The organism is bacterium (Candidatus Blackallbacteria) CG13_big_fil_rev_8_21_14_2_50_49_14 (assembly GCA_002783405.1).
Lineage (GTDB): Bacteria > Cyanobacteriota > Sericytochromatia > UBA7694 > UBA7694.
The window spans coordinates 1-13814 of sequence record PFGG01000080.1; the positions used below are offsets into that span (position 1 = coordinate 1).

The following is a 13814-nucleotide window of genomic DNA, read 5'->3' on the forward strand; positions in this document are numbered from 1 at the left end:
GGCTTTGCGCAAACGCATCCGCTCTTGATTTGACAATTTCTCCCAATTTGGAATTTCCTGTAGTTCATTCACAAAGTTTGCATGTCATGCAGCTCTCCTCGTCGCGTAGTGTCGCTTAGAGACCCCATATTTACCAGAATGACCCAATCGAACCTCAATCAAAGTTTACAGAAAAAGTTGCCTGGAAGCGAACAAAATCAACGCTTTGCCGGTACTTCCTTTAACTTCCAGATGCCAGCGCATGAGAAAGACTGTTGGTATCCATAAATCCAATTTGGAATTCTCTACCCCTGAATGTGGATACAATAAAGGCTTATTTTCTTTAATCAAAATCTTAAGAAGATGCTGTGCTTTTGTTTTTATTGAAAACTATGCTTTAATTTAAGATAATGTCTGAATACTAGGATTGTACCTGGATGTTTCCTCTCATCACAGTTGTATTGGTGGATGATGATTCGCCTACCTTGGATTACTTAGAAGCTTGGCTAACCTGTAGTTGTTATTTGCCATATCAGTTTCATATCCATGGCAGGGCTACATCAGGGACTAAAGCAATGAAGCAAATTCATGCGTATCAACCGGATTTGGTTATTTTGGATCTAAGCTTACCCGATATGAACGGCATGGCTGTAGCTCAGTTTTCTCAATCTCTGGAAAAACAGCCAAAAATACTTATTTTTAGCGGATATGACAATTGGTTGGAATGGAAGGACACTGCGAATAAGCTGCTTTTAGGCTATGTTGTGAAGGGGAGCCCGCTGGAAGCTTTGGAAAATACGTTGGCAAAACTATTAAAAGGCGAACTTTGTTGGGATCCGGCTGTGTATTATAATATGCATCAAAAATCCTTTCTACCCAGTGAACCATTTGTGTGGGTTTCGCCTTTAACGGAACGGGAGCAAGATGTCTTTGCCTTGTTTTGTAGAGGATTTAAACAAGCTAAAATTGCTGATGAATTGAAAGTTAGTACCAATACTGTCAAAACGCATCTCAGAAAAATCTGCAAAAAAGCTGGATGTAAAGAGCTAGAAAGCTTGAAAAAGAAAGCTTTCTATTCGGGTGTGATACATACCCTTTAATTAATAACAATTCATAAGGGGATCACTCTTTGGGTGATAAATATTTAAAATTTTCTCTTGAAAGATAAACTTATTTGTCATAAAATGTCATCATTCTTTTTATAAAGAAAATAAAAAGTCAATAATATGTATTGTTTGTTATTTTTTTTAAAAATGCTGTTTATACATGATCAAACCATTCTTGTAACTCATTAATTTTTGTGACCAATTGGCTATACAGAATTTCTAATTCTTGAATAGCTATTTTTTGTTGCTCCAGAGCATTTATCTGATCAGCCAGGGCATCACACTGATCTAAGAATAACTCTAATTCGGCTTCTTGAGGTTGAACTGCTGCCAATTCGTGTTGTACACGGGCTATCAGCGTCATGAGCTGTTCAGTCAGATTTCTCATAATAAGGCATTGTTCAAGTAAACGGTTTATCTGCTTCAAACGCAATTCAACTGGCTTTAATTGTTTTCGGAGTTCTTCAGTGTCTATTTCGGCATCGATAACCTCTAGTTGATGAAGGATATAGGTGTATTTATTTTGCACAAGTTGTTGGCTTTGTTGCAAGGTTTGGATTTGCTCAGGGTCAGGAGTCGGACGTAGCAGAAGTTGCATGGTCATCGTAAATTGAACCTCACGCTGTATCAGCTCCTCGGTATCATCATAGAGCTGGTCATAATCCAAGACTACTCCTTTTGTTGAATTCCAATCTACAGACACTTCAGGTGACTCTAAGCTGGATATTTTCTCTTTGCTGGTCAGTAATTGTTGAAGTTTGAGTACATATTCTGAACTGGGATCGAGTTCCCGAGCTGCTTGAAAATATCTCAAAGCAGGACCCAGTAAGTTCATTCCATAATACAAATTACTTAAAGCGATATAAGGTGCCAGATAGGCACGGGATAATTGAATCGCTGTTTTAAATTGGGCGATGGCTTTTTTGATTAATTCACGGGAAGGCCTTTGGGTATATTGTTGGAGATAACTAAGGCCTGATGCATAGGCTGATTTACTCTTGTCGACTCGATTTTTATCACGCTGTGACAGCGAATGATGGGCTTTACTTAGTTCTTTAAAATTGAACATAATAGCACCCTCAAAACTTCTTTGATTATTATCATAGAGTATAGATGGACAAGAGAAAAGAAAAATTTAGAACAAGGTTAAAATCTTTCTTTTAATCCCAGATAGTATTTCTTATAAATCTTTACAGATATTTTAAATCAGAATAACTCTTGTTGGATATCACCCACTGGGTGATTTTCAAACTTCACTATTTGTGCTATATCTTTATCAAGATAGCCTTTTACCTGCTGAGGAAGAATATCATGCAAACCAGCCCTGTCAATCGTTCTGGATTTATTGCTCCCCCAAATACACCCAGGCAGGGAGTTGTTTCTAAGCCCTTGAACCTTGAGGCTCTGGGTAAACAATTAGAAGAAATAGCGAGTAATCCCGATGCTTTTCCACTCAAATCCTCTGTGTTATCCCAAGTGGGAGATGATAGCGAAGCAGAAAGCGGAGAGCATGGCAATCTCCCATCTATTCAGGGAATGCAAAAATTGATGGGAGATATGGTTTCTCAAGAAGAACCCCCTGTATTAGGAGAAGCAAGGCAAGCTATTAAAGGTAATGTGCAAGAGGCATTGTTTCAATGTCTAAATCCATCTGAGCTGCAAGAGCGTTTAGGACAAATTGAAAAGAATCACATTCAGTTCATTGAAGAGAGATTTGGTGATTCACCTCTTAAAGGTTCTCTACTCGAAATTTTAGAAACAGAATTGGCCATTGGCCAAGTGTTTCTCAGCGAGAGAGTCGATCAATCACAACAAGATGTATCCTCCTCCTCTCAATTGGGTTCAATTAGCTCTTCGAGTAGCCAGCTAAATCCAGTTTTCGCTAAAGCGCTGAAAGCCATTCCTCAAATGCCATTAGAGGAAAGACAGGCAATTCTCAAAAATCCTGAACAGTTGCAAATACTATTGAAGCAATTAGAATTGACGTCTCCTCCAGAAAGATTGGCAGCAACAGCTCTTTTAATGGAGGGGAGCTTTGAGTGGCGTGGGCCAGGTGCCAATGAATTTTTCACAACCCTACTCAACTATCAAGGTGCGCCCTCTCCAGATGCGACGATTCAAAGCTTAACAGCACACAAAAATATGAATAGTTATTCTATGAATTGCTGGGAAAGTGTTTTGACATGTGGCATGTTGAATGGAGCACTTCGTCCCCAAACCGTGTCCAATCTTGGCTCATATGTAAATGCAGAAACATCTACTGTTATCCAAAAAGATCCCAAGGACATATGGAAAGATCTCGGCTTTTTTTCTCAAGCTTGCACAGCCGTTCAAGCCAGTGATTTTCAAGCAATTCCTCCTGGACATTTGGTCTTTTACGTACCACAAACACCTGTAACAATGGGAGAAGTTGGGGCTTTAAGGGCAAATAAAATTGCGCCTGAGCTTTATAAGCTACTCATGGAAAAAGGTTATCTTGAAGCGAGTGATCGACAAAAAACGGTTGTGGCTGCTAAATGCGCTGATTTAACGGGGCCAGACGATATTACCGATCTGGGGATAGTGTTATCGAAACCTAAAAAACAAGCATTATTCGACATGCTTAGAAATGCTACTGAAGAAAAGCGGTACCATGATCAACTCATTGAACAACATGGCCCTAAAGGCCCTTATCCGGCACATGTGGCAATCTCTGTTGGCAATGGTAAATGTATGAGTCTCTGGGATCGACCTGCAAGGCCAGATCAAGGCCGTGCATCAACTGCACAGGTAATTGATATTGCAAAGATAAGTGCAGGAAATAATGTTTTTGCTGGGCCTTCGCCATTTTAGTCCTAAGCAGAAGTAATAATGAAAAAGTTGGAAATAGGATCCCCATTTTTAGTGGGGGTCAAAATTTTGATTTTGTGCAGGGATCAGCAAACCTGTAGTTTCGGAGATTTTGAAGTTCCAAAGAAGAGGGCGTACTCTGTAAAGTGACAAAACCTTTGGAGAACGCCCAATGGAAATTATACCCGAATACGATTTTCTGAACCGTTATTCCTGGTTTTCTCAAGACCTAGCAGATATACTTCTGAATTGGCTTTTGACAAAAGTTCAACCTGACCAGCGAACCATTCTGGTCATTGATGAGCTCTACCCTTTATGGGTACATCAAGTTAAACCCTATGGCCAGATGAAAACTGTTGAAATGGCATCCTTTGAAGGCTTGCTCAGAGGACATAGTTGAACTCCCAACTTGGCTTCAGCAGGTTTACAGATTGCTTTTCTTGCTTTTGTCCTGATCAAATATCTGGCTATTCAAAGGGCAGTTTATTACGCTATAATCATGGGCTGCTTATTCTGGCCGGCGAAGAGGTATTTGGAAATAAAATGAATCTTCATCTAACTTCAGTTGGACAAATGGTTGTTTTTTTTGCTCCCTGTATTTATGCTTACTCAGGCCGCTTCCTTCAGTTTTTTAGATAAAGTCTATTTAAAGTCTGGCAGGGGAAAAGTGACGGCATTAAAAGCAAGCGCTTGTATTTGGTTATTCGCTTTTCCTTTGCAGATTGTTGTGAAATCTGTATTGCATTTGCCCTCTTTTTTAGGTTTGTTCATTCTTTGCCTGATAATGTCTATTGTTTTTGATTATTTCTATGTTAAGGAGAGCAAGAAGAAAGCCTTATTTTTATTATTATCCTTTCTGTTTAATCTGTTGATTATATTTTTAGGTATGGGTTTTAGTGCTATTCTTTTGCCCAGGTTTCTATAATTGACTTTGATACAATACTTGGCCATAATAAACCAATGGTCATTGGGAATAAACTTTCTGAATGGGGAGATAAAAACTGAATAGGATGCCACTGACTTCGGAGAAGGAAATTACAGATAAACTAAAGGTCAAACAATGCAAAATAAATTGTTATTGATTTTAGGTGTGTTCTTCTTTTCCGGTTGTGGTCCAGGAGTACAACTTTGTCCTGCCAATGGTTGTGTGCCGATCTCTGTTTCTACTCGGCAGGATCCTTTGCCAACAGATTTGGAATTGTTATCAGAAAAAGGAATCATTACCAAAAATCCTGTTTTCTGTGGACATTCTAAATTAGATACAAACATACCCGCGCCCTATGACCTTGTGGTTTCGAGTGGACTAGGAAAAATATTTTTTATTGGACGTCGTAAATTTGAGTTTAAGAACGGCTACACAATCGCTTTTCCTCAAGAGATTTATTATATAAATCTGAATGAGAAAAATTCCACGCCAAAGAAATTAGAATATTCTCAAGACTTATCATGTTTGCTGGGAGATGATCTCGAAATTGATTCCGGGGATCAATTATTAGTAACTGCTCCGTATCAAAAAAGTGTGTTTACTATTGATACAAAAATGAAAAAATCATCTAAATTATTTCAAAATCCAATGGATATAGAGATTCCGATGCCTGATTTATACACACCGTCTAATATTCCATTTTCTGAAGACTCAAAGCGTTTGTATTCAAATAGAAAATTTAACCAATTAGGTATTGCTAATTTGTTTTTTCACCCTAATCATGAGATATATTTTACGACCGCTTTGGGGGATCTTGAGAGTTTTTATTGGCACTTGAAATCATATGATTCTGAAAAGAACGTCAAATTTAAAAAAATTAAAGATTTACTTTCAATTATTCTACGCTATTACAACAGTGATAAAATATTTAAAAATCAAGATATTAGCTCTTTTTCTCACCTTTTGATTGACGAAAATGATCAAATAATGACAACTATTCCAGAAGAAAATATTCTTATTAAAGTGAAAAATACGAATTTCACCGGCTCAAGTTTTGTTTCTTTTGAAGGTGTGCTCAAGTATTTTTATCAAGGAAGGGAGAACTATGCAGGATCTTCAATGGGCTATCAGGATGGAGAGAAAAGCCAAGCAAAATTCAATTCTCCAAATGGAATAAGTATTGATTTACAAAAAAATATTTTTGTCGCTGATACTGGGAATTATGCAATCAGAAAAATTTCAAGTAATGGAATGGTCTCTACTCTTTATAAAATACCTGAAGCACTGAGATCTAATTAAGTGTCTCAAATGCACAATAGGAATCTAATCGAAGAATATATGAAAGATCGATCCCATAATTGGCAAGACGGATATGGCCGAAACTGAGAGTGAACTCAAGTATCGCTTTCTTGTAAGGCAGGTTAACTTCTCTCACCGCTGAGAAATAAATAATCAGGAGACAATCAAATGAGCGAGTTTAGTCCGAATAACCCTGTTGTGAAACGATGCCTTCAAGGGTTGGGAATGGAAGAAAACGGCAGGCCTGATGAAGCCTGTAAACTGTTTTTTCAGGCTTGGACTGAAGCAGAAAGCAGTTTTGAGAAATTTCTTTCAGCCCATTATCTTGCCCGATATCAAAAAACAGTGAGCGACAGATTAAAATGGTTAGAAATTGTTTTGCAGTTTGCGTTGGAGATAGACAATGACTCTGTGAAAAGTGCATTCCCCAACCTGTATTCAAATCTTGCCGAATGCTATGAACAATTAAACGACACCGACAATGCAAAAAAATACAATGAATTGGCCCTTTCTTTCAGATACAAACCTTCTGACAAGGGCCCTTTTTATCATGGAACGAAAGCAGATTTGCAGATAGGCGATTTATTGAAACCCGGCGGAAATTCGAATTACAATCCAGAGATTAAAATGAATCATATTTATTTTACAGCCCTAGCAAATGGGGCTGGCCTGGCTGCTGAATTGGCACAGGGAGATGGGCGCGAACGCGTTTATATTGTCGAACCCACTGGGGTATTTGAGAATGATCCGAATGTTACAGATAAAAAATTCCCAGGCAACCCGACACGCTCATATCGCTCTCAATCCCCTTTGAAAATCATTGGCGAATATACAGATTGGGTGAGACAAACACCTGAGGAAATACAAAAATGGCGAGAAAAATTGGCAACTAAAAAGGGGGAAATTATTAACTGATTTCTGAAATTCACGATATTATAAACTGTAAATACTTATTTCAATCACAAAATACTCCAATCAATCTGAATTTTTGTCTTATTCATGCCTGGATTTTATTTTTTGCATAGCAAGAATCTTCGGAACAACCCGTGGGGCAGGACTGACACCATGGGTTCGAGAGTCGAGCAATACAAGCCAGCCATCAAGGCTGCTCTTAAAGTGGGTATCAAACAGTATATCTCTTCGTATGAGCCGGAACACTCCATTGCGATTGTAACCAAGGAGCATGGCCTCACTGTGCACCTGCTCGGCAAAAGCGGACTTGCGTATACCTTTTGTCTTAATCTCGGGCGCAGTACACGAGGGAACTTTTCACATTCAAGTTCGTCAAAAAAATACTTTATTTTAGATAAATTTAGAATATATCCAGATCTGTTTTTTTATACAAAGATATCAAAGAAAAAGGTGAAGAATGAGTCTTATTGAGTATTTAAGATTTGACAAGATTGATCCCAATGAATTTGTTCCATTGCTAAATAAGAAAAGTACTCGGGAGCATTTGATTGCGCATGAAAAATTTGACACAGAGAGTGTAGCGCAGTGGATGAAAGCTAAAATAGAAGTCGATCAAATTGAGGGTTGCAGAGTTCGGGCCTTGAGCGTCAATGGCGTTTTAGCTGGTTGGTGTGCCATACAATCGGTTGATACACAGTACGAGATTGCAATTGTGCTTGATGAGCATTACTGGGGGATCGGCAAAAAGGTCTTTGGTGAGCTAATGCAATGGGCTCAAGAGTTTGGTCATGACAAAATATATATCCACCTTTTGCATACCCGTCCAGAGTATAAGTTCTTGCGTAAAATGTCTACAAATGTTTATGAATCTATGATCTTGGGGAGTAAATTTACGACCTACGAGCTAAATCTTGGCTAAGTGGATGTTCTTGGCCTGACCATTAAGCAATTAGAAAAACACGACAAAATGATTGGCTCTGGATACACTGCAGGATAGGATTCCCCAGAAGAAAGCGCCTGAAAAAATATGCTCATAAAAAAGTTATTTATTAACTGATTTATAAAATTTACGATATTATTAACCATTAGTACTTATTTCAATCGTAAAAATAATCAGGGTGATCTGAACTGAAGTTCCTTGTATTTGCTAAACGCATGATCTACAGCTCAAGAATCTTTGATGCAAGCAACAGAGTATACTAAACGGGGTATGATGAGTGAGAAGAGCACTGGAATGTTAAAAAAATATCTTTGGATTTGGTTGCTTACGCTTGTGTTCTGTTTGCCTGCAGTGGCTGAGAACGCAAGTTTTCCTCTTTTGCAAAAGGGAAAATCTGTCTATGCCTGGCCCCCGGATTTTGACCCGCCCATGATTGGCAAGGCGGGCATGGCTGAAATTGAGACTGAACTCAAAAAACTCAAATATCGCTATTTTGTCGTATTGGTCAACGAACTCGCAGGAAGCGGGACAGACAAAGAAGCCATCGATCTGATTGAAGGACTGGCTGAACGTTGGAGCACGACTTCTGCTTCGCTCTATGATGCAAAAACAAGCCAAATTTTTATTCTCAGCTATCATCCCCGCAAATACCGATTTCTTGCAGGGGCGCAATTTAAAAACGAATTGGGATTTGAAAAGGCGGCTCTTCTTCCCTATACCCAAATCTTTGAAAAATTCATCAAAGGAACGCCAAAACTTCCCAAAACAGGCATGATTGAAATGATGAAACAAGTGGATGCCTATTTGTCTCAAAATTATACGCCTGAAGCCGTTCAAACCAGAAAAACAGAACAACTCAAGCGCCAGTTAGCCTCACAAAAACAGGCGAGCCATAAACTGCTTGACCGATTGAAACTGCTTTTAAATTGGCAATTTTTATTGAGTGCAGAGGATTTTAAGCTTTTGCGCGAAAAGGTGACCGAAGCAGAACGTGCTCTAGAAGTTTTTGAAACCCAAAACTCTCAAGATCTTCAAGCTTTAGATCGTCACTTTATGAGGCTGAAACAAACCGATCAGATCTATGCCAATCAAATTCGGCAGGCTTACGGACTCGAACGCGTGCAAAGCAAAGTTCCTGATCTGATTGAAGTTTTAAAAAATGCTGAAGCGCCTGTTAGCTTGAGTTCTTGGCAAGAAAAACTGTTTAATATGCACTATACAACGCCAGAACAGCGATTGCCCTTTCAGCAAGAATTGGAAAGTGTCCAAGCTTTACTGGCGGGAAAAGCCCCATTAGAAGCTTATCAGCCAGATTTAATCGAAAATAGGTGGGTGAAAGTCGCCGATGCAACTTTTGCACTAAAAAATTTAATGGCAGAATCTGATACGAGAGCCAGAGATAAGGCAGAAATACTCACGACTGTTCTGGGCTTTGCCGCGCTTGGGCTTTTGATTGCACTGATCACTTTATTTTCTGTTTTAGAATTTAAGCGCAAGCTGTTTGTTGAAAAATGGCATAAACTCAAGGCCCATTTTGAACAGGTTGAGGCAGATTGGAAAACAAAGTTGGACAATGCTTATCAAAAGGCTTTGTTTTTTGAGTCTGCACAACGTGATGCGATTTTAGGGCTGAAGGACATGCAGGGTAAAACCCGTGAACTCTTTGAAACAGTCACTCAACAAGTGGACTCTATCTTATTGCAATTGACGGCTATGGGTGACCAACTACAAGCTTGTCAGGCCTTGGCTTCAGAGGCGCATATACTTAATCAGCAGCCGCTTAAACAGGCTTTAGAAGGCTTAAGTCAACCCTTTGAATTTGATACGCAAAAAAGCAATCAGGAGAAGCTCTTTGGCTTTGCTACCGTGATGATTTCGCTTGACCCCCAGGTTTTTGAACAGAATTTGCAGGCCGATTATGAGCTTGCGCTCCAGGGCTGGAACCAACTCAAAGCAGCAGCTGATTTGCGTTGGCAGGCACCAGAAGCGCTCTTTCCTGAGTCATTGGCTGAGGAAATTTTGGCCTGGGGAGAAGAACGGGTTGCTTTGGTCAAGCATCCTCTCTTGGAGACAGCGCAAAATCGTAAACGCTTATATGAGTCTTTGGAGCACTTGCGTTGGCAAGATCCTGTGGCCTATGCCGATCAAATTGAGGCATTGAAAGAAGTGCATCAGACCTGCTTGACTGAACTACAAGGCTACTATGAGATTCTTCCCCGATTGGCGGAGTATGCTGCCCAGCCACCGCAACCTTTTGCGGATCTGGTTTTGGAAGACGATCAAAACCCAGCCCTGTTTTTTGAAAAAGCACAAACAGCTTATCAGGCATTGTTAATTTCTGAGACCCAAAAACAGGGCTTAAATGTCTTATGGCCTCAGGCCCAGTTCATTTTGATGCATTTTGAAACTTCAAAGGCTTTATCTACTAAAATTGAAGAAATTTTAGTTGGCTTTGAGCATTTTGTGACGCAATTGCAAGAACAAATGAAGATGATCAAAGTACAAGCCAAAGAACTGACCTTGACCTTTAAAAAAATACAAGCTTACCATCTCGATTTTGATTTAAGCGATCAGATTACCCAAGCCAAAGCGCAGCTCCAAGCAGCAGAGACAACCCTGGGACAAGCATTGGCGCAATGGAAGCAAAAAAAGGTTATCAAGGCTTGGCGTTACCTTGAAGAATCTGAAAAAGTGCTGCTGGAAAGCCAGGCGAAGCTTGTTAAAGTAGAGAAAGATTGTCAGGCCCAAGAGGCTTTGCGTCTTGAATTTCTAGAAAAATTTCAAAGCCATGGCGAGCGTCATCTCAAATTTTTGGATAAGGCAAAAGCCAAGGGGTATCGGGAAACAAACTACACGCAGATGGCTGAGGTGGATTTGGAGACATCCCAGGACTATGCTGAATTGCTAATATTGCTGAATAATGTTGAAGAGAGCTGGTCAAAACAGCTTGTTGTGGATGCTGAATCTGCCTTAGCTAGGTACTCGTCTTATTCCAGTCGTTCGTCTAGTGATTCCTCATCTTCAGGGGGCAGTTGGTTCAGTGATTCCTCTTCTTCGGGGAGCAGTTGGGACAGTAGTTCCTCTTCTTCGGGGAGCAGTTGGGACAGTAGTTCCTCATCTTCGGGGAGCAGTTGGGACAGTAGTTCCTCTTCTTCAGGAGGCAGTTGGGACAGTGATTCCTCCTCTGTTGGGGGCGATTGGTAAGATACCCTTGCCTTGAACACATTAAACTCCGGCCCAAATTCCAATTCCCATCATTGGAATTCCCTGATGTGCATAGGCACGTGGATGAATGATTTCTGTTTTCTTTCCTGGCAATTCCTGCCAGAGCCTTTTGCTTCCGGCTGTCCAGGGATTATCTCCGGCAATATCGTGAAAGGCCAGGTATTTCTGGGGGTAGCGGGCATTGATCAAAAAATCTTGCTTGACCCCTTCATAGCTGTGTTCTGCATCGATCAAGACCAGATCCACAGGGCCGAGTTCGTTGCGCCAGGCCATGTATTCAATTGAATGGGAACTTCCCCAGAAACATTGGGTTTGAGGGGGAACTTGAATTTTTAGGCCCGCTTCTGTTTCTGCCATTCGGGCATCACAAACCGCAATCATCTCAAATTGAAACAAATCCTGCAAAAAACAGGTCAAACGTCCGGTCCAGATGCCAATTTCCAGAAATGAGCGAATACGATGCTCCGCGATCCACTGGCAGAAATCAGCAAGTTCCAAAGGGTTTTGCAGCAGGCAGTCCGGTGGGGCTCCCCGCTGTTCGTATAAATGCTGGGCAGCGATGTCCCAGCATTGGACCCGTTTTACGGCTTCGTTGAAGGGGTTCATTTGGGGGGATACTTTCCGGCCCAAAGATCGCGGTAGATTTGCTCCAGTTCGCGGGTAAATGCTGCTGGCTGGCAGAGGGGAGAAGCCTCAAAATCTAGCCTTACCTGGGAACGGCGTAAGCGAAGCTGCTCTGGGTTTTGGGCCAGTTCGATGGCCTTGGCGACATAGTCTTCAAGATCTGCGCAGAGTAGTTCTTGCTGGCCTGCTTGTACCAGAAAACAGTTTCCAACCCGACCTGGGGTGACCACAGACAGGACTGGAACCCCCATCCAGAGAGAGTCGCAGGTCGTTACCCCACCCTGAAAAGGAAATGCATCCAGCAACAGATCAATACCATTGAAGAATTCCAAATGCTTCTCATAGACTGAAAAACCTTCCTCCTTGACTTGGTTTAAAGGCACCCCGGCCTTTTCCAGCAGGAGTTTGAAATAAAAATGTGTGCTGGGATCGTTAAATGCCGGACATTTCAGTCTCAAGGTAAGATCAGGTACGGCCTTTAGAATTGCTGCCCAGGCTTGTGCTAAGGGCAGAGAGATCTTTTGAGCTTGGTTGCAGAAACCAAAGACGAGGGGCTCTCCTAAGCGCTTGATAGGTTCTGGCCGCTGAGCAAGAGACGGTTCCCAGACCAGGGCGGTTTTCATCGGAATCAGGGTTTCATTGAACATGGCGGCCCCTTCTCCGAGTAAAAGCGGTGCATCTACCAGATAATAGTCGGCGATGCCGCTTGAACTGGCAAAGGCAAGAGGGGTCGAAACCTGGATTGGGGCCGGTCGGTAAGCCAAGATTGGCAATCGGGATTTCAGGGCATGGCCCCCCAAATCGACCAGAATATCTATCTCCCACGAGCGAATCAGGTCGCAGACAGCTTCGTCAGACTGGCCGTGAATATTTGCGAAGCGGTCGGCCATTTGCCGAAATTCGGCTGTGTCGCTATCCTCCTGCTCGACTTCGGCCAGCAGACAGATTTCAAACGCCTCGTGATCGTGTTGGCGCAGAAAGGCTTTTAGCGTGGGAGTTGAGGTGAAATTGCAAAATTTATAAGAAAAATAGCCTATACGCAGCTTCTTGCGGGGGGGACGGGGGCCAGGATCCAGGGGCGGGCGCAGTGCTTCTCCCCAGGTATGAATCAGAGAGGCATGCTCGGTCAATGGAAAAGTGGGCACATGATAGAGTCCAATCAAGAGTTCTTCGAAGAGGGTAAACCCCTCTGAACCCAGGGTGGCAATCTGTTCCAGACGCCCTTCTACTACAGGCAGGTAAGCGCGTTTGTCAGAGCTATAAGTTAAAAAACAGAGATTCAGCTCACAGGCTTTTAAATAGTGGTACTGAGCCTGCTCGTTCTGCTCCGCCTTTTTCAGCAGGACTGAAAGGAAAAAATGGGCGTGAGAGTTTTCTGGAGCATGTGCGAGAACCTGGCGATAATAAGCCTCGGCCTCATCAAGATGTCCCTGTTCATGCAGGGTATTGGCCAAGGCATAGAGATAGGCGCTTTCTGTGCCTTGATAGAGTAAGATTTGGGTGTAGAGGGTACGGGCTTGCTCCAGGTTCCCGGCCAGGCGTTCAAGGCTCCCTAGGTAAAACATGGCCTGCAAGTGATTGGGTTCTTGGGCCAAACAGGCTTCAAAGCATTGACGCGCTTCTGCATATTCGCTGATATAACAGAGCAGGATTCCCAGCATATGGGTGATCATCGTGCGTTGCGGAGGGGGCAATGTATAATCCAGGGCTTGACGCACCAGGGCAACAGCCTGTCCGTGTTGATGTGCCTTAAAGGCCGCCATTCCCTGGGTATAGAGATCCAGGGATTTCAATGCGTCTGATTTCACCATGTGGATACCCTTGCCGCGGATAGAATGGGATGCAGTGTAGCATACTCAGAGAGTCGCCTTCCAAGACTGTTTGATTCTGATTCATAGCCAAGCCTTCTCCAGCTTGTGCCTCTCAGCCGTCGCTTGCTTTGAAAAGGGTTGCCTTTTAAAAGAAGTTTTCGACG

12 protein-coding genes and 1 pseudogene are annotated in these 13814 nt (G+C 42.0%); 10 read left to right on the forward strand and 3 right to left on the reverse strand.

All coding sequences use genetic code 11. The features are described 5' to 3' along the window. The first annotated feature begins 416 nt into the window (after window positions 1-416). Window positions 417-1079 (forward strand): hypothetical protein, encoded by a 663-nt coding sequence (locus COW20_23055; GenBank protein ID PIW44526.1) that lies wholly within the window; start codon window positions 417-419, stop codon window positions 1077-1079. A gap of 160 nt (window positions 1080-1239) precedes the next feature. On the opposite strand, the gene COW20_23060 is transcribed toward COW20_23055, so the two are convergent. After that, the gene (locus COW20_23060; GenBank protein PIW44527.1) at window positions 1240-2154 is read right to left on the reverse strand and encodes a hypothetical protein; all 915 of its coding nucleotides are present in this window, start codon (window positions 2152-2154) and stop codon (window positions 1240-1242) included. Between the two features lie 152 nt (window positions 2155-2306). On the opposite strand from COW20_23060, the gene COW20_23065 reads away from it, so the two are divergent. From COW20_23065 to COW20_23105, 9 genes and pseudogenes are all read left to right on the forward strand, one after another. Further along, window positions 2307-3917, forward strand: coding sequence for a hypothetical protein (locus COW20_23065; protein ID PIW44528.1), 1611 nt, complete (start codon window positions 2307-2309; stop codon window positions 3915-3917). 169 nt (window positions 3918-4086) lie between these two features. Further along, window positions 4087-4314, forward strand: coding sequence for a hypothetical protein (locus COW20_23070; GenBank protein ID PIW44529.1), 228 nt, complete (start codon window positions 4087-4089; stop codon window positions 4312-4314). Then, a complete protein-coding gene (locus COW20_23075; GenBank protein ID PIW44530.1) occupies window positions 4311-4553 on the forward strand; it encodes a hypothetical protein in 243 nt (80 codons plus the stop codon). Before COW20_23070 ends, COW20_23075 begins: the two co-directional genes overlap by 4 nt. A 28-nt stretch (window positions 4554-4581) precedes the next feature. Then, window positions 4582-4839 carry a hypothetical protein gene (locus COW20_23080; GenBank protein PIW44531.1) on the forward strand — a complete coding sequence of 86 codons (258 nt, stop codon included), beginning with the start codon at window positions 4582-4584 and terminating at the stop codon, window positions 4837-4839. A 135-nt stretch (window positions 4840-4974) separates the two neighbouring features. Beyond that, complete coding sequence (locus COW20_23085; protein PIW44532.1) at window positions 4975-6138, forward strand: hypothetical protein; 1164 nt, start codon at window positions 4975-4977, stop codon at window positions 6136-6138. Between the two features lie 225 nt (window positions 6139-6363). Continuing rightward, window positions 6364-7053: an rRNA adenine methyltransferase gene (locus COW20_23090; protein ID PIW44533.1), complete on the forward strand. Its 690-nt coding sequence runs from the start codon at window positions 6364-6366 to the stop codon at window positions 7051-7053. Window positions 7054-7137: 84 nt separating this feature from the next. Further along, complete coding sequence (locus COW20_23095) at window positions 7138-7521, forward strand: hypothetical protein (protein ID PIW44534.1); 384 nt, start codon at window positions 7138-7140, stop codon at window positions 7519-7521. Further along, window positions 7508-7969 (forward strand): GNAT family N-acetyltransferase, encoded by a 462-nt coding sequence (locus COW20_23100; GenBank protein PIW44535.1) that lies wholly within the window; start codon window positions 7508-7510, stop codon window positions 7967-7969. Before COW20_23095 ends, COW20_23100 begins: the two co-directional genes overlap by 14 nt. Before the next feature lie 3003 nt (window positions 7970-10972). Then, window positions 10973-11173, forward strand: a pseudogene (locus COW20_23105) (hypothetical protein). Between the two features lie 42 nt (window positions 11174-11215). On the opposite strand, the gene COW20_23110 reads toward COW20_23105, so the two are convergent. Together COW20_23110 and COW20_23115 are read right to left on the reverse strand one after the other, a co-directional pair. After that, window positions 11216-11821 (reverse strand): hypothetical protein, encoded by a 606-nt coding sequence (locus COW20_23110; GenBank protein PIW44536.1) that lies wholly within the window; start codon window positions 11819-11821, stop codon window positions 11216-11218. Then, window positions 11818-13650, reverse strand: coding sequence for a hypothetical protein (locus tag COW20_23115; protein ID PIW44537.1), 1833 nt, complete (start codon window positions 13648-13650; stop codon window positions 11818-11820). The genes COW20_23110 and COW20_23115 overlap by 4 nt, the downstream gene beginning before the upstream one ends. Window positions 13651-13814 lie beyond the last annotated feature (164 nt).